The organism is Ornithinimicrobium pulveris, from assembly GCF_050261105.1.
Classification (GTDB): domain Bacteria; phylum Actinomycetota; class Actinomycetes; order Actinomycetales; family Dermatophilaceae; genus Ornithinicoccus.
Window position 1 is genome coordinate 998,662 of sequence record NZ_CP189837.1, and the last position, 23,201, is coordinate 1,021,862.

20 protein-coding genes are annotated in these 23,201 nt (G+C 70.7%); 17 read left to right on the forward strand and 3 right to left on the reverse strand.

Annotated features, from left to right (window positions below; translation table 11 throughout):
- Window positions 1–5: 5 nt before the first annotated feature.
- From ACQBAT_RS04640 to secA, 12 genes are all read left to right on the forward strand, one after another.
- A complete protein-coding gene (locus tag ACQBAT_RS04640) occupies window positions 6–311 on the forward strand; it encodes an Lrp/AsnC family transcriptional regulator (protein WP_420747981.1) in 306 nt (101 codons plus the stop codon).
- Window positions 308–1,234: a tryptophan 2,3-dioxygenase gene (gene kynA / locus ACQBAT_RS04645; protein ID WP_420747982.1), complete on the forward strand. Its 927-nt coding sequence runs from the start codon at window positions 308–310 to the stop codon at window positions 1,232–1,234. Before ACQBAT_RS04640 ends, kynA begins: the two co-directional genes overlap by 4 nt.
- Entirely contained in the window at window positions 1,234–2,520 is a 1,287-nt protein-coding gene (locus tag ACQBAT_RS04650) for a kynureninase (protein WP_420747983.1), read from the forward strand. Before kynA ends, ACQBAT_RS04650 begins: the two co-directional genes overlap by 1 nt.
- 10 nt (window positions 2,521–2,530) lie before the next feature.
- The gene (locus ACQBAT_RS04655) at window positions 2,531–4,009 is read left to right on the forward strand and encodes a mycothione reductase (RefSeq protein WP_420747984.1); all 1,479 of its coding nucleotides are present in this window, start codon (window positions 2,531–2,533) and stop codon (window positions 4,007–4,009) included.
- A 21-nt stretch (window positions 4,010–4,030) separates the two neighbouring features.
- Entirely contained in the window at window positions 4,031–5,491 is a 1,461-nt protein-coding gene (ahcY, locus tag ACQBAT_RS04660; protein WP_420747985.1) for an adenosylhomocysteinase, read from the forward strand.
- 97 nt (window positions 5,492–5,588) lie between these two features.
- Window positions 5,589–6,266, forward strand: coding sequence for an MtrAB system response regulator MtrA (gene mtrA, locus ACQBAT_RS04665; RefSeq protein ID WP_420747986.1), 678 nt, complete (start codon window positions 5,589–5,591; stop codon window positions 6,264–6,266).
- On the forward strand, window positions 6,235–8,013 hold the full coding sequence (mtrB, locus tag ACQBAT_RS04670; RefSeq protein WP_420747987.1) for an MtrAB system histidine kinase MtrB: 1,779 nt from the start codon (window positions 6,235–6,237) through the stop codon (window positions 8,011–8,013). Before mtrA ends, mtrB begins: the two co-directional genes overlap by 32 nt.
- A complete protein-coding gene (locus ACQBAT_RS04675) occupies window positions 8,010–9,869 on the forward strand; it encodes an LpqB family beta-propeller domain-containing protein (RefSeq protein ID WP_420747988.1) in 1,860 nt (619 codons plus the stop codon). The genes mtrB and ACQBAT_RS04675 overlap by 4 nt, the downstream gene beginning before the upstream one ends.
- Window positions 9,870–9,996: 127 nt before the next feature.
- Entirely contained in the window at window positions 9,997–10,713 is a 717-nt protein-coding gene (locus ACQBAT_RS04680; protein WP_420747989.1) for a ComF family protein, read from the forward strand.
- A gap of 142 nt (window positions 10,714–10,855) precedes the next feature.
- Window positions 10,856–11,551: a ribosome hibernation-promoting factor, HPF/YfiA family gene (hpf, locus tag ACQBAT_RS04685; protein WP_420747990.1), complete on the forward strand. Its 696-nt coding sequence runs from the start codon at window positions 10,856–10,858 to the stop codon at window positions 11,549–11,551.
- A 118-nt stretch (window positions 11,552–11,669) separates the two neighbouring features.
- Window positions 11,670–12,893 (forward strand): winged helix-turn-helix domain-containing protein, encoded by a 1,224-nt coding sequence (locus ACQBAT_RS04690; protein WP_420747991.1) that lies wholly within the window; start codon window positions 11,670–11,672, stop codon window positions 12,891–12,893.
- Between the two features lie 67 nt (window positions 12,894–12,960).
- Complete coding sequence (secA, locus tag ACQBAT_RS04695; RefSeq protein WP_420747992.1) at window positions 12,961–15,699, forward strand: preprotein translocase subunit SecA; 2,739 nt, start codon at window positions 12,961–12,963, stop codon at window positions 15,697–15,699.
- Between the two features lie 195 nt (window positions 15,700–15,894).
- Here the strand turns inward: secA and ACQBAT_RS04700 are convergent, their stop codons facing one another.
- On the reverse strand, window positions 15,895–16,506 hold the full coding sequence (locus tag ACQBAT_RS04700) for an Rv3235 family protein (protein ID WP_420747993.1): 612 nt from the start codon (window positions 16,504–16,506) through the stop codon (window positions 15,895–15,897).
- Window positions 16,503–17,498 carry a LysM peptidoglycan-binding domain-containing protein gene (locus tag ACQBAT_RS04705; RefSeq protein ID WP_420747994.1) on the reverse strand — a complete coding sequence of 332 codons (996 nt, stop codon included), beginning with the start codon at window positions 17,496–17,498 and terminating at the stop codon, window positions 16,503–16,505. Before ACQBAT_RS04705 ends, ACQBAT_RS04700 begins: the two co-directional genes overlap by 4 nt.
- 145 nt (window positions 17,499–17,643) lie before the next feature.
- Between ACQBAT_RS04705 and ACQBAT_RS04710 the strand changes: the two genes are divergently transcribed.
- Window positions 17,644–18,258 carry a hypothetical protein gene (locus tag ACQBAT_RS04710; RefSeq protein WP_420747995.1) on the forward strand — a complete coding sequence of 205 codons (615 nt, stop codon included), beginning with the start codon at window positions 17,644–17,646 and terminating at the stop codon, window positions 18,256–18,258.
- 32 nt (window positions 18,259–18,290) lie between these two features.
- On the opposite strand, the gene ACQBAT_RS04715 is transcribed toward ACQBAT_RS04710, so the two are convergent.
- Window positions 18,291–18,512 carry a helix-turn-helix transcriptional regulator gene (locus ACQBAT_RS04715; RefSeq protein ID WP_420747996.1) on the reverse strand — a complete coding sequence of 74 codons (222 nt, stop codon included), beginning with the start codon at window positions 18,510–18,512 and terminating at the stop codon, window positions 18,291–18,293.
- 224 nt (window positions 18,513–18,736) lie between these two features.
- On the opposite strand from ACQBAT_RS04715, the gene ACQBAT_RS04720 reads away from it, so the two are divergent.
- The 4 genes from ACQBAT_RS04720 to pruA all read left to right on the forward strand — a co-directional run bounded on the left by ACQBAT_RS04720 (window position 18,737) and on the right by pruA (window position 23,185).
- Complete coding sequence (locus ACQBAT_RS04720) at window positions 18,737–19,441, forward strand: SAF domain-containing protein (protein ID WP_420747997.1); 705 nt, start codon at window positions 18,737–18,739, stop codon at window positions 19,439–19,441.
- On the forward strand, window positions 19,438–20,931 hold the full coding sequence (locus tag ACQBAT_RS04725; RefSeq protein ID WP_420747998.1) for an AAA family ATPase: 1,494 nt from the start codon (window positions 19,438–19,440) through the stop codon (window positions 20,929–20,931). The genes ACQBAT_RS04720 and ACQBAT_RS04725 overlap by 4 nt, the downstream gene beginning before the upstream one ends.
- Window positions 20,932–21,001: 70 nt before the next feature.
- Window positions 21,002–21,496 carry a DUF6912 family protein gene (locus tag ACQBAT_RS04730; protein ID WP_420747999.1) on the forward strand — a complete coding sequence of 165 codons (495 nt, stop codon included), beginning with the start codon at window positions 21,002–21,004 and terminating at the stop codon, window positions 21,494–21,496.
- A 60-nt stretch (window positions 21,497–21,556) separates the two neighbouring features.
- The gene (gene pruA, locus ACQBAT_RS04735) at window positions 21,557–23,185 is read left to right on the forward strand and encodes an L-glutamate gamma-semialdehyde dehydrogenase (RefSeq protein ID WP_420748000.1); all 1,629 of its coding nucleotides are present in this window, start codon (window positions 21,557–21,559) and stop codon (window positions 23,183–23,185) included.
- The last annotated feature ends 16 nt before the right edge of the window (window positions 23,186–23,201 follow it).

A 23,201-nucleotide genomic window follows, 5' to 3' on the forward strand; every position in this document is an offset into this window, starting at 1 on the left:
CCGCGATGGTCGAGGCGGAGGTCCGCCAGCACCAGCTCACGACGACCGTCACAGCCCTGAGGGGCATCCCCGAGGTCCTGGAGTGCCTGGCCCATGCGGGCGGGACCGATCTGCTGATCCGCGTCGCGGCCAGCGACACCCATCACCTGTTCACCGTCCTGGAGCGCGTCCGCGCCTGCCCCGGGATCGTGCGCACTCGCACGGGAGTCATGCTGCGGGAGCTGATCCCCTACCGCGTCGGTCAGCTGCTGCCGACCGAGCTCGCCACGCGACCCCTCGGCGCAACCGCTGTGCCAGACTCGCCCGGGTGAGCACCGACGCCCGCGAGCCCGACGCCGACCCGATCACTCGGCATACCCGCTCCCGCCGGGACCTGGAGGAGGGGATCGAGCGGGACTTCGAGCGCAACCTGTCCTACGGGGAGTACCTCGATCTGGACCGGATCCTGTCGGCCCAGCACCCCCGCGCCGTCCCCCCGCGCCATGACGAGCTGCTCTTCATCATCCAGCACCAGACCTCCGAACTCTGGCTCAAGCTGATGCTGCACGAGCTCACGTCCGCCCGCGAGCTGCTCGCCGCTGACGACGTCCAGCCGGCGCTGAAGCGGATCGCCCGCGTCAAGCACATCCAGCACACGCTCACCGAGCAGTGGTCGGTGCTGGCCACCCTGACCCCGAGCGAGTACGCGGAGTTCCGCCACTTCCTGGCGACCGGGTCCGGCTTCCAGTCCTGGCAGTACCGCGCCGTCGAGTTCTCACTCGGCAACAAGAACCCGGAGATGCTGCGGGTCTTCGCCCACGACGCCGACGTCCACGCCCAGCTTGAGGACCTGCTGTACCGGCCGAGCCTCTACGACGAGGTGCTCCGCCTGCTCGCCCGCCGCGGGCACCCTGTCCCGCCGGAGGTGCTCGACCGCGATGTCAGCCGCCCCTACGAGAGCCACGAGGGGGTGGTCGGCATGTTCACCGCGATCTACGCCGACCCGGGCACGCACTGGGTCGAGTACGAGCTCGCCGAGGAGTTGGTCGACGTGGAGGACAACTTCCAGGTATGGCGTTTCCGTCACCTCAAGACGGTCGAGCGGATCATCGGCTCCAAGCGCGGCACGGGTGGCAGCTCCGGGGTCCCCTTCCTGCGCCGGGCCCTGGACCTCACCTTCTTCCCCGAGCTCTACGACGTCCGCACCCGGATCCAGGACGTCACCCCGGACGGCTACCACGGAGGCGAGGCGTGATGCGCCAGGACGGAGGGATCCCACCCAGCCGCGAGGACGCCCTCGCGCTCGACGCGGCCGACCCGCTCGCGGAGTACGCGGCAGGCTTTGAGCCGGCCAAGGACCTGCTCGCCTACTTCGACGGCAACTCCTTGGGCCGCCCGGTGGCCGGCACCGCGCAGGCGCTCGCCGACTTCACGCTCGGGCCGTGGGGCAGCGGGCTGATCCGGTCCTGGGACAGCGGTCAGGACAGCGGGCGGGAGACCGACGAGGAGACCGACTGGATGCGCTGGCCCGAGGTGGTCGGTGACGAGGTGGCGAGCGCCGCGCTCGGTGCGGCTCCCGGCCAGACTGTGGTCGCCGACTCCACCACCGTGCTCCTCTACAAGCTGCTCCGCGCGCTGGCCGACCACCAGGTCGCGATCGACCCGGCGCGTACCGAGATCGTCCTGGACACCGACAACTTCCCGACCGACCGCTATGTCGCTGAGGGCATCGCCGCCGAGCGGGGTATGTCGTTGCGCTGGGTCCAGGTGGATCCCGCGACCGGGGTGCGGCTCGAGCAGGTCGAGGAGGCTGTCGGCCCCGCCACGGCGGTCGCGCTCTTCTCGCACGTCGCCTACCGCTCCGGCTGGATCGCCGACACCGAGGCGATCACCCGGGTCGTCCACGACGCGGGCGGGCTGATCCTCTGGGACACCTGCCACTCGGCAGGCTCGGTCCCGATCCGCGCCGACGACTGGGGATGGGACGCCGCGGTCGGCTGCGACTACAAGTACCTCAACGGCGGCCCCGGCGCACCCGCCCACGCCTACCTCGCGAGCCGGCTCCACGACATACCGACCCTGGAGCAGCCGATCCAGGGCTGGATGGGAAGGCGCGATCCCTTCCTGATGGAGCAGGGCTACGCACCCGCTGCCGGTGTCCGCTCGCTGGTCAGCGGGACCCCGCCGATCCTGGGCATGGTGCCGCTGCGGTTGGCATTGGCGATGCTGGAGGAGGCCGGGATCGAGGCGGTCCGGGCCAAGTCCTTGCAGCTCACCGATTTCGCCCTGCGGATCGTCGACTCCTGGCCGGCCGAGCTGGGCGTCGCCGTGGCCAGCCCCCGCGAGCACGCCCGCCGTGGGGGCCACATCACGCTGCGCCACCCCCGCTTCATCGAGAGCTACCGCCGGTTGTGGGAGCGGGGGGTGATCCCTGACTTCCGCTCGCCGGACGGGCTGCGGGTGGGGCCGGCCCCGCTGTCGACCACTTTTGTCGAGCTCTGGGACGGGCTCGCGGCCGTGCGGGAGGAACTGGTCGGCTAGCGTGTCGAGGGTGAGCGAACCCACGCACTTCGACCTGATTATCCTGGGCAGCGGGTCCGGCAACTCCCTGGTCACGCCAGACTTCGAGGACAAGCGCACCGCGATCGTGGAGGCGGGTGTCTTCGGTGGGACCTGCCTGAACGTCGGGTGCATCCCGACCAAGATGTTCGTGTATGCCGCAGAGGTCGCCGACGCGGTGCGTGGCGCGGCTCGCTACGGGATCGACGCAACCCTGGACGGGGTGCGCTGGCGCGACATCCGGGACCGGATCTTCGGGCGGATCGACCCGATCTCCGAGGGCGGGTTGGACTACCGGCGCGACTCCGGGCATACGGAGGCCTATCTCGGGCATGGCCGCTTCGTCTCCGACCGCGAGATCGAGGTCGAGATCACCCGCGAGGACGGGACCGGTCGCTTCCCGGTGGGCTCGCGCCAGCGGATCACCGGGGACCAGATCGTGATCGCGACCGGATCACGCCCGACGGTCCCGCACGTCATCTCGGAGGCGGGGGTTTCCTTCCACACCTCCGAGACGGTGATGCGCATCGATGAGCTGCCCGCGAGCATGGTCATCGTGGGTGGCGGGGTGATCGCCGCTGAGTTCGCGCACGTCTTCGCGGCGCTGGGCGTGGACATCACCGTGGTCGCGCGCTCCGGGCGGTTGATGCGCGCCTTCGACGAAGAGATCTCCCAGGCCTTCACCGACCTCGCCCGCCAACGCTGGACCGTCCACACCGACGCCGAGCCCACCGCTGCCCGGGAGAGCGCGGACGGCGTCGAGCTCGACCTCGCCGACGGCACCACGGTGGCGGCCGAGCTGCTGCTCGTGGCCACCGGTCGGCGCCCCAACAGCGACGACCTGGGGCTGGAGCACACCGGCGTCCGCACCCACGCTGATGGCCGCGTCGTCGTCGACGAGCACGCCCGCACCGACGTCCCCGAGATCTTTGCCCTGGGTGACGTGTGCTCGCCCTACCAGCTCAAGCACGTCGCCAACCAGGAGGCCCGGGTGGTGGCGCACAATCTGGTCCACCCGACCACACCGCATACGGTCGACCACCGGTTCGTCCCGGCCGCGGTCTTCAGCGACCCGCAGCTGGCCACCGTCGGCCTCACCGAGGAGCAGGCGCGGGAGCAGGGCTATGACGTGACCACCAAGACCCAGAAGTACGGCGACACTGCCTATGGCTGGGCGATGGAGGACACCACCAGCCTGTTCAAGGTGGTCGGCGACCGCCGCACCGGCGGCCTGCTCGGGGCGCACGCGATGGGCCCCCACTCCTCCAGCCTGATCCAGCCGGTGATCCAGGCGCTCAGCCTGGCCGGCCCAGCCGGACCGCCCAGCGTGCTCCAGCTCGCGCGCGGGCAGTACTGGATCCACCCCGCTCTGGCCGAGGTGCTGGAGAACGCGCTCCTGGGGTTGGAGGTCTCGCCGCACGAGGACCCGACCGCCTCCTACGACCCCGCCGGTGAGGGGGAGGAAGCCTAGGGGGCACGTAGCATGGTTCCCATGTCCGATGTGACCTCGTCCAGCACGACCCCCCTCGACCACAAGGTCGCCGACCTGTCCCTCGCCGAGTCCGGCCGCCACCAGATCCGGCTGGCCGAGCACGAGATGCCCGGGCTGATGGCGCTGCGCGAGCGGTTCGCCGGGCAGCAGCCGCTGGCCGGCGCCCGGATCGCGGGCTCCCTGCACATGACCGTGCAGACCGCTGTGCTCATCGAGACCCTGGTGGCCCTGGGAGCCGAGGTCCGCTGGGCCTCCTGCAACATCTTCTCCACCCAGGACGAGGCGGCGGCCGCCGTGGCCGTCGGCCCGGACGGCACGCCCGAGGACCCCCAGGGTGTGCCGGTCTTCGCCTGGAAGGGCGAGACGCTGGAGGAGTACTGGTGGTGCACCACCCAGATCCTGCTCTGGCCCGGGGAGGAGGGGCCGAACATGATCCTCGACGACGGTGGCGACGCCACCCTGCTGGTCCACAAGGGCAAGGAGTGGGAGGCGCAGGGTGCCGTGCCCAGCGCAGAGGAGGAGGACCCCGAGGAGTGGAAGGTCATCCTGGAGACCGTGCGCTCCGGGCTCGCCGAGCACCCCACCCGCTGGACCGAGGTCGCTGACGGGCTCAGGGGCGTCACCGAGGAGACCACCACCGGCGTGCACCGGCTCTACCAGCTGCACGAGCAGGGTGAGCTGCTCTTCCCGGCGATCAACGTCAACGACAGCGTCACCAAGTCCAAGTTCGACAACATCTACGGCTGTCGGCACAGCCTCGTCGACGGCATCAACCGGGCCACCGACGTGCTCATCGGCGGCAAGGTCGCCGTGGTCTGCGGGTATGGCGATGTCGGCAAGGGCTGCGCGGAGTCGCTGCGCGGTCAGGGCGCGCGGGTGATCGTCACCGAGATCGACCCGATCTGCGCGCTGCAGGCCGCGATGGACGGTTACCAGGTCGCGCGCCTGGAGGACGTCATCGGCCAGGCCGACTTCGTGATCACCGCCACCGGGTGCAAGGACGTCGTCACCGTCGAGCACATGACGGCGATGAAGGACAAGGCGATCCTGGGCAATATCGGCCACTTCGACAACGAGATCGACATGGCGGGCCTGGCCCGCGTGCCCGACGTGGTCCGCACCGAGATCAAGCCGCAGGTCCACGAGTGGTCCTTCGGCGACCGCTCGATCATCGTGCTCTCCGAGGGCCGCCTGCTCAACCTCGGCAATGCCACCGGGCACCCCAGCTTCGTGATGTCGGCCAGCTTCGCCAACCAGGTGCTGGCGCAGATCGAACTGTTCACCCGCCCCGACGACTACCCCCTCGGCGTGCACACCCTCCGCAAGGAGCTGGACGAGGAGGTCGCGCGCCTGCATCTGGACTCCGTGGGGGCCGGGCTGACCGAGCTCACCAAGGAGCAGGCGGCCTACCTGGGTGTTGATGTCGCGGGCCCGTTCAAGTCCGACCAGTATCGTTACTGAATCCGGCGTGACCTCGGCAGAGGTCAGCGCGTCAGATTCGGAGATCCGCCACCTGGCGGATGAACACCTGAGCAGACCGCTTCTTCGAGGAGGACCCGTGGCAGCCAGCGTTCTCGTGGTCGACGACGACCAAGCTCTTGCCGAGATGCTCGGCATCGTGCTGCGCAAAGAGGGGTACGACGTCGCGACCTGCGGTGATGGCGGCCGTGCCGTCCCGATGTTCCGCGAGCTCCGCCCGGACCTCGTGCTGCTCGACGTGATGCTCCCGACGCAGGACGGGATCGAGGTATGCCGTCAGCTGCGCACCGAGTCCGGCGTCCCGATCGTGATGCTTACCGCGCGCACCGACACCAAGGATGTGGTGGCCGGTCTGGAGGCCGGGGCCGACGACTACGTGGTCAAGCCGTTCAAGCCCCAGGAGTTGCTCGCCCGGGTGCGTGCCCGTCTGCGTCGGGTAGACACCGGTGAGGACGACCGCCTCCAGGTCGGTGATGTCACCATCGACGTCGCCGGCCATGAGGTCACCCGCGGGGGAGAGCGGATCCCGCTGACCCCGCTCGAGTTCGACCTGCTCGTCGCGCTGGCCAGCAAGCCCAGCCAGGTCTTCGACCGCGAGTCCTTGCTTGAGCAGGTGTGGGGGTACCGGCACGCAGGCGACACCCGCCTGGTCAACGTGCACGTCCAGCGGCTGCGCAGCAAGATCGAGAAGGACCCCGAGAACCCCCAGATCGTGGTGACCGTCCGTGGCGTCGGTTACAAGGCCGGTCACCCCTGACGGTCGGCAGGTCGGCCAGCACGAGACCTCGACCAGCTCGGCGTCGTCCCCCGACCACCGCCGTCACGACCCACGTCCGGAGCCGCCCCCCGCGGCCCAGCCGGCGCCGTGGACCGTGGCGGGCCGGGCGATCAGCCGCTGGTGGCGCTCCTCGCTGCGCACCCGGGTGGTCACCACCACCGTCCTGCTCGGGTTGGCGCTCAGCGCGCTGCTCGGCACCACCCTGTATCAGCAGGTCGCCAGCGGACTCGTGGCCCAGGGCGTGGACAACGCCCAGCGGGACGCCTCGCAGCAGGTCGCCCTGGCGCAGGAGGCCATCGACTCCACCGACCGCCGCGACGACGCAGGCCTGACCCAGGCGGTCGACGACCAGGCCCGGACGATGGCGGGGAGCAGCCCGGAGGACGGCCGCCAGGTGCTGATCCTGCCCGCCCTCGGCAATGACCGCGGCAGCCCAGTCCCGACCATCAGTGTCGGTGGGGTCGACGCCCAGGACCTGCCGCCGGCCCTGCAGCTGGCGATCGAGAATGACCCTGAGGACCAGCAGGTCGTCGTGGTGCCGATGAGCCTGGTCGGTCACGAGGCACCCGTCACCTCGGTCGTCGTCGGCTCGCGGATCAGCGTGCTGCGCGCCGGCTCCTATGACGTGGTTCTCGTCTATCCCTTGGTCCGGGAGCAGGAGACGCTGGACCTGGTGCGTCAGCTGGGCCTGTTCGGTGGGCTGGCGCTGGCGCTGCTCATCGGTGCCCTCGGCGCCTTCGCCACGCGGATGGTGACCCGGCCGGTCGAGCGCGCCGTGTCGGTCACCCAACAGTTGGCCAAGGGACATCTGGACGAACGGCTGCCCGTCCAGGGCAATGACGAGCTCGCCAAGCTGGCCTCCTCCTTCAACACGATGGCCGACTCGATCCAGCTGCAGATCCGTGAGCTGCGCTCGCTGTCCCAGCTGCAGCAGCGCTTCGTCTCCGATGTCTCGCACGAGCTGCGCACCCCGTTGACCACGATCCGGATGGCAGGCGAGGTGCTGCACGCCTCCAAGGACGACTTTCCCGACCCGGTGGCCCGCTCCGCCGAGCTGCTGCAACAGGAGCTGGACCGCTTCGAGGACCTGCTCACCGAGCTGCTGGAGATCAGCCGCTTCGACTCCGGGGCCGTCACGGTCGAACGGCACTCCGAAGACCTGAGCGCCGTCGTCCAGGCCGCCCTGGAGGGCGTCGAGCCGCTCGCCGACGCCCTCGGCACCCCGCTGGATCTCCGTCTGGCCGTCGGCGAACCGCTGCCCACCACCATGGATGGCCGCCGGATCTCCCGGGTGCTGCGCAATCTGTTGGCCAACGCCGTCGAGCACAGCGAGGGCCGGCCGGTCGTGGTCACCGTCGCCGCCACCGAGCACGTGGCCTCGGTCTCGGTGCGCGATCACGGGATCGGGCTTGACGAGGAGCAGCTGGAACGGGTCTTCGACCGGTTCTGGCGCGCCGACCCCTCCAGGCAGCGCACCACCGGTGGCACCGGCCTGGGCCTGGCCATCGCGGTCGAGGACGCCCGCGTCAACGGTGGCTGGTTGCAGGTCAACGGCGCCCGAGGCGAGGGGGCCTGCTTCCGGCTCGTCCTGCCGCGGGATGCCGCCTACGTGATCGCCGAACCCCCGGCCAGCGTCCCGCCCCCTGGTCCGGAGGCTCTCGCGGCCGACGCCCAGGTCCCCGACGTCGTCCTCGCCCTGGCCACCCGGAAGGAGTCCGCCGGATGACCACCGCGCACGCCGCCCTCAGCCAGCGCCTCGCTCAGGCCGCCCCGAGCCAGCAGCCCACCACCGCGCGCGGAACCGCCCGCCGTGGGTGGCGGCATACCCGGGCGTGGTTGACCGCGGCTGCGGCCGCCTCGGCCCTGGTCATCTCCGGCTGCAGCGCCAACCTGCCGACCGACGCGGTGCCCCGCGCGGGGCTGCCGGTCGACGTCCAGGCGCGCCAAGATGTGCAACGGCTGCTACCCCGCCCCCAGTCGGGGGCGTCCACGACAGACGTGGTGACCGGCTTCCTGCGCGCCAACGTCGGTTTCGCCGAGGACGACGACGTCGCCCGTGACTACCTGACCTCCTCGCTGGCCAGCGACTGGGTGCCGACCAGCAATGTGCTCGTGCTCGAAGGCGTCCCTGAGGTCCGCAGCATCGAGTCCGGGGTGGTGCAGGTGACCGCCGAGGTCCGTGGCCGGATCGACGGCTCCGGGCGGCTCATCGAGCAGCCGGCCGGCACCACGACGACCCAGAGTTTCCAGCTCACTCCGGTCGCTGGGGAGTGGCGGATCAACGCCTTCCCCGAGGGCTTCGGGCTCTGGCTGTCCGCGACGGACCTGGACCAGGCGTTCCGGCCGACGACGGTCTACTACGTCAACCCGCTGCTGGAGACCTTCGTGCCCGAGGTGCGCTGGCTGGCCAAGGGGGAGGGGCTGACCACCTCGGTGACCCGCGCCCAGCTCTCGCCGCCGCCCTCCTACCTGGAGGGTGCGGTCTCGACGGGCGCGACCGGCGACGTCCAGCTCGCCGTCGGGGCCGTGCCGGTCGATCCCACCACCCAGGTCGCCACCGTCAACCTGCAGGCGACCGGCCTCGCCGAGGACTCCGAGCGGCTCCGGATCCTGCGGGCCCAGCTGACCCACGCGCTGCTGGGGCTCAGCGGGGTCAACCGCGTCGACCTGCGGGTCGTCGGCCGCAGCGTCGACAGCGAGCCGATCGGCGCGAGCGCCGATCTGGGCTTCCACGACGCCTACCTCGAGGCGGACGTCGGCATCCTGCGGGTGCAGGACCGGCTGATCACGGTCAGCCCGACCGACTACGCGCTACGCAACGTGCCCGCCCCCGAGGACTCGCCCGGGCTGCCCAACCTCGGCATCGCCTGGTCCGGCGTGGCCGCCTCGGCCGACGGCGCCACGCTCGCCGCGGTCAACACGACCCGGACCGAGCTGTGGCGCTGGCGTGGCGACAACTCCGACGTCAACCCCGGCATCGGCGACCGGCTGACCGACCCCTCGTTCAGCCCTGACGGCTTGCTCTGGGTGGCCGGCGCCGCCCGCAGCTCCGGCGTACCCCGCGTCTGGTGGAGCGAGGCGGAGGACATCAAGGCGGTCGCCCGCCCGATCGACATCCCCAACGTCGACGACACCGACCGGGTCACCGCCTTCCGGGTGTCGCCGGACGGCAGCCGGGCGTTGCTGGTGATCGGCCCCAGCGCGGGCGACGGCCCGGATCGGCTGATGGTCGCGGGCATCATCCGCGGGCCTCAGGGCCGGCCGACGGGGCTGGCGACCCCCTACCCGGTCGCGCCCACGCTGGTCGACATCGCTTCGGCCCGGTGGGCTCCTACCGGTGAGATCGTGGCGGTCGCCAGCCGTAGCCAGGACGTGCGCCTGCTGCCCTACCGCGTCCCGTTGGGCGGCTGGGTGCGCCAGGTGGGCGATGAACTGCCTGGCCTGGTGGATCTGCTGGCGGTGCCCGAGGGGCAGGGCTACCGTCCCGTCGCGCGCACCGAGGACGGCCGCTTCCACACGGTGGAGGGCAGCGGGTGGTACGAGGCCCGCAACGGCGATGAGCTGATCATCCCCGGCAGTTGATCCATCCCGGCAGTTGATCCATCTCGGCAGCGGTTCGGCATCGCCGGCGCGGGCCGCTGGCGCCGAGCCCACTGGGGCCTGTGGATGACGCCAGCTCCGCGCGGCCCCGGTGCCCCAGTCTTGGGGTATGCCGATTCACCCCTGGCAGGACGTGCTCGCCCTCGTGGAGCTCGCCGCCCCGACCGCCTGCGCGGGCTGCGGGGAGGCCGGCACCCGGTGGTGCGCCGCGTGCTCGGACCTGCTCGTGGACGCCCGGGCCCACGCCTGGTCGCCCACGCCCTGCCCGCCCCGGATGCCGGCGACGTGGTCCGCGCTGCCCTACGCCGACGCCGTGCGCCACGCCGTCGTGGCCTGGAAGGACGGTGGCCGCACCGACCTCACCCCGCACCTGGGGCGGGTCGTGCGCTCGGTCCTGGCCGCCGCGCTCGCCGGCTCGCCGCCACACCTGGCGGCGCTGGTCGGCGGTCGCCCCGTCGCGCTGGTGCCGGCGCCCTCGGCCCGTGCCGGGACCCGTGCCCGAGGTGAGCACCGCGTGGGTGCCCTGACGCGGGCGGCGGCACACGGCATACCGGGACGTCGGTTGGTCGTGCTGGACGCGCTGCGCCTGACCCGGCGGGTGGCCGACCAGTCCGGGCTCGGTGCCGGGGGACGGATGGCCAACCTGTCCGGGGCGGTGTCGGTGCGGCGGGCCGCGCGGTCCCGGGTGGTGGGCGTGCCGTGCGTCCTGGTCGACGACGTGGTGACGACCGGAGCAACCCTCGTGGAGTGCGCCCGCGCGTTGCGGGAGGCCGGGTCCGGGCCCGTCGTGGCGGCGACCGTGGCGGCCACAAGGCGGTGGACGTGATGCCCCCTACCGCAACCCAGGAGCGCGGACTAGGGTGTCGTCATGGAGCACCTCAACGTCACGAACGGGGGTGAGGCCGACGAGTTAGGCGCCAGTGCACGACGCCGATGACATCCCCTCAACCCACTCCGATGGAGGATCCATGGAACTGAACGTGACCGGTCGTAAGAAGGACGTCTCCGAGCGCTTCCGGCGCCACCTGGAGGACAAGCTCAGCAAGATTCCCCAGTTGGCCCCGCGCGTGCGGCGCACCGAGGTGGTTCTCACCAAGGAGGCCAACCCGCGCCAGGCCAAGGAGGCCGAACGCTGCGAGATCACCTGCTACGTCCAGCGCACCGTCGTCCGCGCCGAAGCCGCCGCGGACGAGGAGTACGCCGCCCTCGACCTGGCCATGAGCAAACTCACCGAGCGCCTGCGCCGCATCGGCGACAAGCGGCGGGTGAGCCACACCGGCAAGCACCGGTTGCCCTCCGTGGCCGAGGCCACCTTCGGACTTCCGACCGACCCGCTGGTCCCCGAGGAGTCGGCGGAGGCCCCCGAGGCCGCGCTGAGCCCGGAGGAAGCGGTTGACGAGGCGCTGCAGACCCAGGGCAACAGCCCCATCGAGATCCGCGAGAAGGTGCACACCTCCGCCCCGATGACGCTCGGCGAGGCCCTGTCGCAGATGGAGCTGGTCGGGCACGAGTTCTTCCTCTTCCACGACGCCGATAGCGATCAGCCCTCCGTCGTCTACCGCCGCCGCGGCTGGAGCTACGGCGTGCTGCGCCTGGAGAACGAAGCTCCTGGTGAGGGGGCGCAGTCCCAGCCCGAGGACATCGACGAAGCCGTCGCGTCCTGACGCGAGCCTGGTCACCACGGAGACGGCCCCGCACCACCACCGGTGGGCGGGGCCGTCCGCGCTCTGCCGACCACGCTCTTCCCCCAACCCTGTCGGTGGGCTCTGGCACAGTGAGGTCATGTCCGGTCACCGCACCATCGCCCGCCCGCTGGCCCGCCGGATCGCGCTTGCGGCGCAGGGCTTCGGTCGGCCACGTCCTGCAGAGGTCGGCACCCGCCAGCTCAACGCGGTGATGGAGCGGCTGCAGGTCGTCCAGATCGACAGCGTCAACGTGCTGACCCGCAGCCACTACCTGCCCTTCTTCGCCCGGCTGGGTCCCTACGACACCGCCCTGCTGGACCGCCTCCGCGACGGGGCCGGGCAGCGGGGGCGCTCCAAGGCGGGCCGCACCATCGTGGAGTACTGGGCGCACGAGGCGGCGTTGATCCCGTTCCAGACCTGGCCCGAGCTGGGTTTCCGGATGACCCGCCCGCACGCCGTGCAGTGGCGTGAGTCGCTCGAGCAGGAGCACCCCGGTCTGCTCGACGCTGTGACCGGGGTGCTCTCCGAGCAAGCGCCGTCCACCGCCCGTGAGGTGGAGGCGCACCTGCCGCACGGGTCGGACAAACCGAATGACCACTGGGGCTGGAACTGGTCGGCGGTCAAGACTGCGCTGGAGTGCCTCTTCCGGTCCGGCCTGGTCACCTCGGCCGGGCGGACCAGCCAGTTCGAACGCCGGTATGCCGTGCCCTCCGCGGTGCTGCCCCCGGAGGTGATGGCTCGAGCGCCGGGCAGCGCGGACGCCCCGAGCGAGCTGGAGTCGGCGACCGGGCTGCTGCGTCGAGCTGCGCAGGCGCACGGCATCGGGACCAAGCGGTGTCTGGCTGACTACTACCGGCTCGGGGGACCGGTGGTGGACCAGGCGTTGGCGGATCTCGTCGCGGCCGGGGAGCTCGACGAGGTGCGGGTCCCGGGGTGGAAGGACACGGCATACCTGGACCCGGAGGCCCGTCGACCACGCTCGGTGAGCGCGGCGGCCCTGCTCAGCCCCTTCGACTCCCTCGTCTGGCAGCGCGAGCGGATCGAGGCGCTCTGGGACTTCCGCTACCGGCTGGAGATCTACACACCCGCGGCGAAGCGGGTGCATGGCTACTACGTGCTGCCCTTCCTGCTGGACGAGGCGCTGGTGGGGCGGGTCGACCTGAAGGCCGACCGGGGCGCGGGCGTGCTGCGCGTCCAGTCGCTGCACTGGGAGGAGGGCGTCGACGTCGCCGCCGCGGCGCCCCGGTTGATGGGCGAGCTGGAGGCGATGGCCGGGTGGCTCGGACTCGGACGGGTGGACCTTCCCACTGGGTCCCGCTAGGGCTACCTGGTGAAGGCTCTGGGGGCGGTGGTAGGGAATGCCCAGCCTGGGCGGTTAGCCTAGGCGGGTGCCGAACCTCTTCGAGAAGATCCTGCGCGCCGGTGAAAAGGGCGCGCTGCGCAGGCTGGAGAACATCGCCCGACAGGTCAATGCCCTGGAGGAGGACTTCGAGGGCCTGAGCGACACCGAGCTGCGCGAGGAGACCGACAAGTTCAAGGCGCGGCTGGCCGACGGTCAGACGCTGGACCAGTTGCTGCCGGAGGCCTTCGCCGCTGTGCGTGAGGCGGGCAAGCGGACCATCGGCAAGCGGCACTTCGACGTGCAGCTGATGGGTGGGGCCGCCCTGCACCAGGGCAATGTCGCCGAGATGCGCACCGGTGAGGGCAAGACGCTGGTCGCGACGCTGCCGTCCTATCTCAACGCGCTGTCCGGCAAGGGCGTGCACGTCATCACCACCAACGACTACCTGGCGCAGTACCAGTCCGAGCTGATGGGCCGTGTGCACCGGGCCCTGGGGTTGGAGACCGGCTGCATCCTGTCCTCGATGACCCCGGCGCAGCGGCGCGAGCAGTACGCGATGGACATCACGTACGGCACCAACAACGAGTTCGGCTTCGACTACCTGCGCGACAACATGGCGTGGGCGCTGAAGGACCTGGTGCAGCGGGAGCACAACTTCGCGATCGTGGACGAGGTCGACTCGATCCTGATCGACGAGGCCCGCACGCCGCTGATCATCTCCGGCCCGGCCGACCAGGCCACCAAGTGGTACATGGAGTTCTCCAAGCTGGTCCGGCGGCTGGAGCGGGGGACCGCGGCAGACTCGATGCGGGGGATCGAGGCCAGCGGAGACTACGAGGTCGACGAGAAGAAGAAGACCGTCGGCGTGCTGGAGTCCGGGATCGAGAAGATCGAGGACTTCCTGGGGATCGACAACCTCTACGAGTCGGCCAACACCCCGCTGATCGGGTACCTCAACAACGCGATCAAGGCCAAGGAACTGTTCACGCGCGACAAGGACTATGTCGTGATGGACGGCCAGGTGATGATCGTCGATGAGCACACCGGCCGCATCCTGCCCGGCCGCCGCTACAACGAGGGCATGCACCAGGCGATCGAGGCCAAGGAAGGGGTGGAGATCAAGAACGAGAACCAGACCCTGGCCACGGTGACGTTGCAGAACTACTTCCGCATGTACGACAAGTTGGCCGGCATGACGGGTACCGCCCAGACCGAGGCGGCCGAGCTGCACCAGATCTACAAGGTCGGCGTGCTCTCCATCCCCACCAACATGCCGATGATCCGCCAGGACATGCCCGACCTCGTCTACCGGACCGAGGAGGCCAAGTTCAACGCGGTCGTCGACGACATCGCCGAGCGGCACGAGGTCGGCCAGCCGGTCCTGGTCGGCACCACCTCGGTGGCGAAGTCGGAGTACCTGTCCGAGGCGCTGCGTCGACGCGGTGTGCGGCACGAGGTCCTGAACGCCAAGCACCACGAGCGGGAGGCCTCGATCGTGGCCGAGGCGGGTCGCAAGGGGGCGGTCACGGTGTCGACCAACATGGCTGGTCGAGGCACCGACATCATGCTCGGCGGCAACCCGGAGTTCCGGGCCGTGGCCGCGCTGCGCGCCCGTGGGCTGGACCCGCACGAGACCCCCGAGGAGTACGAGGCGGCCTGGGACGAGGCGCTGCAGCAGGCCGAGCAGTCGGTCTCCAGCGAGCACGAGGAGGTCACCGAGCTTGGTGGTCTGTATGTGCTCGGCACCGAGCGGCACGAGTCCCGACGTATCGACAATCAGCTGCGTGGTCGTGCCGGTCGCCAGGGTGACCCGGGCGAGAGCCGGTTCTACCTCTCGCTCCAGGATGACCTCATGCGGATGTTCAACGCGGCGATGGTCGACCGGGTGATGGCGACCACCGGGTTGTCCGACGATGTGCCGATCGAGTCCAAGATGGTCTCGCGGTCGATCGCGAGCGCGCAGTCCCAGGTGGAGGCGCAGCACTTCGAGACGCGGAAGAACGTTCTCAAGTATGACGACGTCCTGAACCGTCAGCGCGAGGTCATCTATGCCGAGCGTCGTCGGGTGCTGGAGGGTGAGGACCTCCAGGAGCAGGTGCGGATCTTCATCAACGATGTCGTCACCGACTACGTGACCGCAGCCGGTGGCGAGGGTCTGGCCGATGGCATGGACCTGGAGCAGCTCTGGGGCGACCTCGGCCAGATCTACCCCGTGCAGATCACCGTGGACGAGGTCGTCGCCGAGGCCGGTGGCCGCAATGGCGTCACGACCGGCCTGCTCGTGGAGCAGCTGACCTCCGACGCCCAGCACGCCTACGACCAGCGTGAGGAATCGGTCGGCCAGGACCTCATGCGGGACGTGGAGCGACGGGTCGTCCTCCAGGTGCTGGACCGCAAGTGGCGCGAGCACCTCTATGAGATGGATTACCTCAAGGAGGGCATCGGCCTGCGGGCGATGGCCCAGCGCGAGCCGCTCGTGGAGTACCAGCGTGAGGGTTACCAGCTCTTCACGGCTGTGATGGAGGCGATCAAGGAGGAGTCCGTGCGCTTCCTCTTCCACGCCGAGATCAAGCAGACCGGACAGCCTGCCGAGCAGGCCCCGCCCAAGCAGCAGATGACCTTCGTCGCGCCCAGCGAGAGCGGCGAGGCCGAGGTGCGTCCGGTGCGGGCCGACGGCAGTCTCCCGGACGAGGACGACGCGGTGCCCCAGGGTCCCGAGGCTGGCGGGTCCGGTGGCTCGGGCAATCGGGCCGAGCGTCGGCGGGCCAAGCGCAAGCAGCGCTGAGGCTCAGCTAGCGGGGAGTAGCAGCGCTCCGTCTCAGCCTCAGCCTCCCCGCCGCAAGGAGCGCTGAGGCTCCGCTCTTCCTCGGCAGTGAGCGGACCCTCAAACGTGCACAACGGGCCGCGCGAGGACAAAAGCCCAGGTGAGCGACGGCATACGGGACGTTGTGCATGTTTGAAAGTCTGCTCATGTGGTCTCTCAGCCCATCTCCCAGGCGGTCACCAGCCACCTGCCATCCACTCCGCTGATCCGCACGGCCAGCGCGCGGATCCGGCCATCGGCCCAGACGACGAGCGAGAGTTCGCAGACCCCGTCGGCCGGCTCGCTGCACAGCATCGTCCGGATGATCGGGGGTCGGTGGGTCCTGCGCCCACGGCGTCGGGCGAGGGCGCCGCGACGGCGCGCGCGTTCCTTGATGTCCGGGATCACCCAGCGGCCCAGCTGGTCGGCTCCGCGGGTGCCGTCCTGGACCTCGAGGATGGCCTGGACCATCCGGCGTCCCCAGAGTTGCGGCTCCGGAAGCTCTCGGGACCGGGTGAGCTGCGGACCGAAGAAGGCATCGTGCTCGCTGTCCTGGAAGTCCACGGCGAGCGTGCCCTGCACGAAGGACTCGGGTGCGGGTGGCCGCTCCCGCTCACCCCAGTCCGGGCCGGAGCTCGCGGGGTCGGTCCGCGGGGCGGGCACGATCCGCAGGACCGAAGGGCCGGACCGTCGGGCGGTCTGGTCAGCGGAGGTCTGGTCACCGGAGGTCTGGTCAGCGGTATCGACCAGGTACGTGGTAGCCGGGCGCTCGGCCGCGGCGGCGCTCATCGGCCCGCCCCGACCGGGAGGGCGGGTGCGGTGAGCACCTGACCGGGGAGGATGAGATCCGGGTCCGGGCCGATGATGTCCTGATTGGCGGCGTACCAGCGCGGCCAGTGCTCGGCGATGTCCGCGGACGAGGCGTCGGGCCCGAGCTGTCTGGCCGCGATCGCCCACAGCGAGTCGCCGGCCAGGACGACGACCTGCGCCTGTTCCGCCTCCTTGTGGCGCTCGCCGTCGCGCGGCGCGGCGCCCACCAGCGAGACATCCGCCTGCTGGTGTGGGGTCGGGGACGGTGCGGGCAGGACGGTCGGTGTCCAGCCCGGCACCGGTATGTCGTGTCCCTCGCCTGGGTCGGTCGCGCCACCGGCTTCGTTCGGTGCGCCACCGGCCTCTTCCGGTGCGCCACCGGCCTCTTCCGGTGCGCCACCGGCCTCGTGTGCCTCGCTGGCCAGTTCTCCGTCGTGCGAGAGGTCCGTTGTGCCATCTGCCGGGTCCTGCATCTGCTCGTCCCCCTGTGGAGTCGTCGGTGCGTCGTGCTCGTCTGCGTTCTCGTCTGCGTGCTGATCGTTGGCCGTGGCTGCCGCGTGAACCGCCGGCCCAGTGACAGGGACAGCAAGCGCAGGGCTTGCGGCACCGCTGGCCGCGAGCGCCAGCAACCCGGTGGCCAATCGCCTGCTCAGCCGGGCGCGACCGACCTGGGTGAGACCGAGGTGAACGCGCTGCCGGACGAGCAGGAACGTGGCGTCCGCCAGGAGGGCAGTGGCCCAGAGAGCCAGGCCGGCTGCCGCCGCGAGGGCGAGGAAGGACAGCGCCTCCGCAACCTCGATCACACCCACACCTGGCCACTGCCGGACCGTCGTGAGCAGGAGACAGGTGGCCAGGAGTGCACTCAGTCCTGTCCCCGCCGCTCCCAGCGCGATCGCCCGCGTCTGGTGGCTGTGCGTGCGCTCGATCGGTGTCGCCGGGTTCGCTGCTCCACCCGGTGGCTTGCTGCTCATCGTCCCTCCCGAGTCCCTGCGTGCTTAAGTGTGTGTTTGCGGTCGTTTGCGTCTGTATAAGAACAGTAGAGGGCGTCTCGACCATGCGCAAGAGGGCTGTGGATGGCCACGTGGGGTGGGCGCCCCGCAATGGCACGATGGACCGGTGCGGTGGGACAGGCTGTTCGCAGATCTCGAGGCGCAGCTCGATGGGCTGGCCAGGGCGGAGCATGCCGCCGAGGTTGCTGAGCACACGCGTGCGGAGGTGGGGCAGGTCGAGCTGATCGCCCGACTCGTCGCCGCGCAGGACTACCCCCTTCGGATGCGGGTCAGCGGGCTCGGCTGGATCGCGGGTCGACTGGTCGACGTCGGGGACGGGTGGCTCCTGCTCGAGCGGGAGGAAGCGACACCACCGACGGGCGCTCACGCCCACGGCGCTGCGCCTATCAGCAGCACCAGAGCGGCCAGGGGCGCCGAGTTGATCGTCCCCATCGGCGCGCTCTCGGCACTAGAGGCCCTCGGCAGCGCCGTGGATGCCCGCCCGGCTGCGGCCAGCCGGCGCTTCGGGCTGCGCCACGCCCTACGGGCCGTGAGCCGGGATCGGGCTCCGGTCCGGGTGCATGACCGAGACGGAGATCAGGTGACCGGCACCATCGAGCGGGTGCTGGCCGACCACCTCGACCTGGTGCGCCATGCTGATGATCAGGCGCCGCGCGCCCGCGTCGCCCGGGGCCGGGTCACGATCCCGTATGCCGCTCTCGCCGCCGTGCGCCGACTGTGATCCAGCACCCTGGGAGCTGTGAGGGGGCGTGGTCAGTCGAGGTCATCGGCGCCGCGCGAGATGCTCTCGCGGGTCTGCTCGTACATCCGCTGGATGTAGGCCTCCAGCTCGGTGTTCTCCACGCGCCAGACGCCGCGGCCACCGAGTTTCACACCCTGGAGGTCACCGCTGCGGACCAGCGCCTTGACCTGGGACAGCGACACGTTCAGCGTCTCGGCGACGTCGGTCAGGGTCAGGAATCGAGGGCTGGGCACCGGGGCCTCCTTTCGCGGTGGTCCAGCCACTGTAATGCGTGGCCGGCCGGTCCCGTTCGTGCTTGTTTGTGTTCGTCTGTGCTCATTCGCGCAGGTTCTTGGTCAAGATTTTACGGATTCATGGCCCCGCCTTGACCTGCCTGTGGACAAGATGGTCGGACCGTGTGTCAGCGCGGATACGGTGGCGGGACCACGACAGCTGGTGAGGGGAGCTGAGCGAGAGGATGTCGGTGCGGGCACAGGACCGGGGGACGAGGGGACGGCGGGCAGCCGAGCCTGAGACGCGATCAGCACGGCGACTGCAGCCGCCGAGCTGGCGGGACCTTCGCCTGATCGTCGGGCTCCTCCTCGTGCTGCTCTCGATCGCAGGAGGCGTGCGCCTGGTCTCCGCGCTGGACGACAGCATGCCCGTGTATGCCGCAGCCCGGGATCTCCTGCCCGGCCAACCGGTCACGGAGGACGACCTGGTCGCCGTGCCTGTTCGGATGGGACCGGCGATGGCTCATTACGTCGATGCGGGAGGGACGCTGGCGCCGGGGACCTACCTGACGCGGTCGGTGTCCGTGGGCGAGTTGGTCCCGGCGAGTTCCCTCGGGTCCGCGCGGCAGGCACTGGACAAGGCGGTGAACGTCCCGGTGGAACCGGTCGCCGCCCGGACCCTCAGCGCCGGTTCCGTGGTCGACGTGTGGGTCAGCAAGCGCGATCGCTCGGTGCCGGGTGAGGCCTTCGAGGATCCGCAGCTGCTCCTAGCCGGAGCCGTCGTCGACCACGTGCCCGGGGACACCAGTGGCCTGGGGGCGGGCCTGGGCCGCAGTGCGGTGCAGGTCGTCGTTCCCGCCGAACGGGTCGGCCAGGTGGTGGGCGCCGTCGACCAGGGGGCACGGGTCACGCTTGTGCCGGCCCCGCGCACGAAGGGCGACGGCGGATGAGTCTGCCGCTGTTGACGGCCGTCGCACCTCGGTGGGAAGCCGAGCTGGCCAGGACGCTGTCGGCCTCGGCCCACTCGCACGTGGCCCGCCGGTGCGCGGACGTCGCGGAGCTGCTGGGCGTGGCGGCAGCTGGAGTGGGCAAGGTGGCCGTCGTGTCCTCCGACCTGCGCGGCCTGGACCGCGAGGTCCTGGATACCCTGAGCGCCCACGGCGTGGCGGTGATCGGTGTCCACCCGCCCGACAACGAGGCCGGGGCCAGGGCCCTGGTGCGCTGGGGAGCGGTGAGCGTCCTTCCCGTGGACGCCGAGGGCGCCGACTTCGAGACCCAGTTAGAACGGTTGGCGTCCGGAGAGACCCTGGGCGAGACCGCCGCCGACCTCACCCACACCCTGAGCGCTGACGCCATGGGCGATGCCAGGTCTCCCACAGGGGAAGGGGCGGGCGTCAGGAGAGGGGCGGACACGGCATACCGGGACCTGGGGGCACTCGGCGGGGGTGAGCGGGGAGGTCTCGCCGAGGAGGGGGAAACCGGGCCCGACAGCCCGATGCCCGAACCGGCCTGTGCGGACGAGAACGCTGACGACAGCGACGGCGACCTCGAACAGCGACCGGAGCGGGGGTCTTCGGGACGCACGCGGGGCCGCATCGTGGTGGTGTGGGGTCCCACGGGTAGCCCCGGCCGGACCTCGGTCGCGCTCAACCTGGCCGCGGAGCTGGCGGACCCGATCCACCCGGTGATGGTGGTCGATGCAGACACGTACGGCGCGAGCGTGGGGCAGTGGCTCGCCGTGCTGGACGAGGTCCCCGGCGTGGCCGCCGCAGCCCGCCTGGCCGACCAGGGCGGCTTGGACCGGGACGCGATGACCCGCCTGGCCCCGGAGGTGGCGCCCGGCCTGCGTGTGTTGACCGGACTGCCGCGCGCGGACCGTTGGCCCGAGCTACGGGAACCCTCCCTCGCCGATGTGCTGGAAGCCTGCCGGGAGATCGCCGGCTGGACCGTCGTCGACGTCTCCGCCTACCTGGAGCAGGACGAAGAACTGTCCTTCGACACCCTGGCGCCGCGGCGCAACGGCGCGACCCTGACCGCTCTCGAGGCGGCCGACCACCTCGTGGTCGTCGGGACCGGCGATCCAGTCGGGCTGCAGCGCTTGGTGCGTGGGCTGGACGAGGTCGGCGAGCACTGCGTGGCTCCCCGCACCGTCGTGGTGACGCGCGTGCGTCCCGGCCCGGTGGGGCCCGATCCAGAGCGCCGGATCGCCGACGCGCTGGCCCGGTTCGCCGGGGTCACCCGGCCGGTGCTGGTGCCCGACGACCGAGAGGCCTTCGACAGCTGCCTGCTGCAGGGGCGGTCACTGCGTGAGGCCCGCCCCAGCAGCCCGGCGCGCGCCGCCCTCGCCCACGTGGCCGACCTGGTCGGGGACCGGCACGCCAGCGCCAGTCGTACCCGCGGCAGCCGGTTGCCGTGGCGGCGCACCAGCGTGTCGGCCTGATCCTGCACCTGATGGGCGGGGTCTGCGACGATGAGGCTGGACCGTCCGACCCACCAGGAGAGATCCGTCGATGAGCACCCTTCGCTGCTACCTCCCGCTCGACCTCCAGCAGTTGGAGGCGCTGCAGTCGCAGCGCCGGATCGAGGGTCCGCTGCCCGCCTTCGCCGTCACCGGGGCGCTGCGCGCCGAGCGGCCCTCGGCCGACCAGGAGGAGTGGGAGTATGCCGCGCTCCAGCAGGCCGCGGAGGTCCAGCTGCGGAGGGGGTCGCCGGTCGTCGTGGCGGCGGCGGACCTGGCTGAGGGCGACACCGACGTCGTCGCAGGGGAGGGCGAGGAGAGGGGGAGTGGCGCGGTCACCGTTGGTGCCGTCGACCTGCCCCGCGTGGCGGCCCTGCACGTCGGGGACGATGTCGTCACCGGTGACGCCGGAGCCCTTGGCTCCGTTGGGGCGGATGGTGCCGGTGGTGCGGGTGGGGACGCGGCCGAGGTGGAGCTGAGCTGGTACGACACCACCGAGCTCGCGCACGTCATCGAGCTGGTCTTGGGGCTGACCGACCGAGGTTGACGTTCACGTCATACGCTGGGGGCGATCACGCTCCCCGACCTGGACGGAAGACCCGAGAACATGGACGCCATCGTCGACGTGCCCACCCCGCAGAACGAGCCAGTGCGGGACTACGCCCCGGGCAGCCCCGAGCGGGCCGAGATCGAGGTCGCGCTCGCCCAACTCGCGTCGACCCCGGTCGAGCTGCCGCACATCATCGGCGGCCAGGAGGTCACCGGCAAGGGTGCCGAGATCGACGTGGTGCAGCCGCACGCGCATGGCGAGGTGCTCGGCACCCTGCGTGATGCCACCACCGCGGAGGCCACGGCGGCCATCGACGCCAGCCTCGAGGCCTCGGCAGGGTGGCGGGATCTCAGTTTTGAGGACCGGGCCGCGGTGATCCTCAAGGCCGCCGACCTGCTCTCCGGGCCGTGGCGCGCGCGGATGAATGCTGCGACGATGCTCGGCCAGAGCAAGACCGTCTACCAGGCCGAGATCGACGCCGCGTGTGAGCTCGCCGACTTCTGGCGCTTCAACGTGCACTACGCGCGGCAGCTGCTCGCCGAGCAGCCGATCCGCAACGCCCCGGGCACCTGGAACCGGATCGACCAGCGTCCCCTCGAGGGTTTCGTCTACGCCGTCACCCCGTTCAACTTCACCGCCATCGGCGCCAACCTGCCGACCGCACCGGCGCTGATGGGTAACACCGTGGTCTGGAAGCCTGCGACCACCCAGCAGCGGGCCGCCAGCGTCACCATGGAGCTGCTCCAGGCGGCCGGTCTGCCGGACGGCGTCATCAACATGGTGACCGGCACCGGGCCGTCGATCTCCGACGCGGTGCTCGACCACCAGGACTTCGCCGGGGTGCACTTCACCGGGTCGACCGCGATCTTCAACATGTTCTGGAAGGAGATCGGCGCCAACCTCTCGCGTTACCGCTCCTACCCGCGCATCGTGGGGGAGACCGGCGGCAAGGACTTCATCGTCGCCCACCCCAGCGCCGACCTCGACGTGCTCCGGACCGCGATGGTGCGCGGTGCCTTTGAGTACCAGGGCCAGAAGTGCTCGGCGGCCTCGCGCGCCTACGTCCCGGCCTCGCTGTGGAAGGAGCTCAAGGATGACCTCGTCCAGGTCACCGAGAGCTTGACGGTCGGCGACGTTCGCGACCTGTCCAACTTCATGGGTGCGGTCATCGACGCCAAGGCCTTCGCCAAGCACAAGAAGGTCATCGATGCCGCGCACGCGGACGACAAGGTCGAGCTCATCGCGGGCGGGACCTACGACGACTCCGAGGGCTACTTCGTGCGGCCGACCATCGCGGTCGTGCAGGATCCGGCGCACGAGATGGTGACCACCGAGTACTTCGGCCCCATCCTGACCGTGCACGTCTACCAGGACCGCCAGTGGGCGGGCATGCTCGAGCAGATGGAGTCGGTCGCGCCCTACGCGCTCACCGGCGCGATCATCGCCCAGGACCGCCAGGCCATTGCTGAGGTGACGCACGCGCTGCGCTTTGCCGCCGGCAACTTCTACATCAACGACAAGCCGACCGGCGCCGTCGTCGGCCAGCAGCCCTTCGGTGGTGCCCGGTCCTCGGGCACCAACGACAAGGCCGGCTCGGCGGCCAACCTGCAGCGGTGGATCAACACGCGGGTCATCAAGGAGACCTACGTGCCGGCCACGGACTACCGCTACCCCCACATGGGCTGACGCCGACGCGCGAGCG

Coding starts and splice junctions, on each gene's coding strand:
- ACQBAT_RS04705 (WP_420747994.1), bottom strand. CDS start 17,498: ATGAGCAGCAAGCCACCGGGTGGAGCAGCGAACCCGGCGACACCGATC.
- ACQBAT_RS04725 (WP_420747998.1), top strand. CDS start 19,438: ATGAGTCTGCCGCTGTTGACGGCCGTCGCACCTCGGTGGGAAGCCGAG.
- ACQBAT_RS04650 (WP_420747983.1), top strand. CDS start 1,234: ATGCGCCAGGACGGAGGGATCCCACCCAGCCGCGAGGACGCCCTCGCG.
- ahcY (WP_420747985.1), top strand. CDS start 4,031: ATGTCCGATGTGACCTCGTCCAGCACGACCCCCCTCGACCACAAGGTC.
- ACQBAT_RS04680 (WP_420747989.1), top strand. CDS start 9,997: ATGCCGATTCACCCCTGGCAGGACGTGCTCGCCCTCGTGGAGCTCGCC.
- hpf (WP_420747990.1), top strand. CDS start 10,856: ATGGAACTGAACGTGACCGGTCGTAAGAAGGACGTCTCCGAGCGCTTC.
- ACQBAT_RS04640 (WP_420747981.1), top strand. CDS start 6: ATGGTCGAGGCGGAGGTCCGCCAGCACCAGCTCACGACGACCGTCACA.
- pruA (WP_420748000.1), top strand. CDS start 21,557: ATGGACGCCATCGTCGACGTGCCCACCCCGCAGAACGAGCCAGTGCGG.
- ACQBAT_RS04730 (WP_420747999.1), top strand. CDS start 21,002: ATGAGCACCCTTCGCTGCTACCTCCCGCTCGACCTCCAGCAGTTGGAG.
- ACQBAT_RS04700 (WP_420747993.1), bottom strand. CDS start 16,506: ATGAGCGCCGCCGCGGCCGAGCGCCCGGCTACCACGTACCTGGTCGAT.
- ACQBAT_RS04690 (WP_420747991.1), top strand. CDS start 11,670: ATGTCCGGTCACCGCACCATCGCCCGCCCGCTGGCCCGCCGGATCGCG.
- ACQBAT_RS04720 (WP_420747997.1), top strand. CDS start 18,737: ATGTCGGTGCGGGCACAGGACCGGGGGACGAGGGGACGGCGGGCAGCC.
- ACQBAT_RS04675 (WP_420747988.1), top strand. CDS start 8,010: ATGACCACCGCGCACGCCGCCCTCAGCCAGCGCCTCGCTCAGGCCGCC.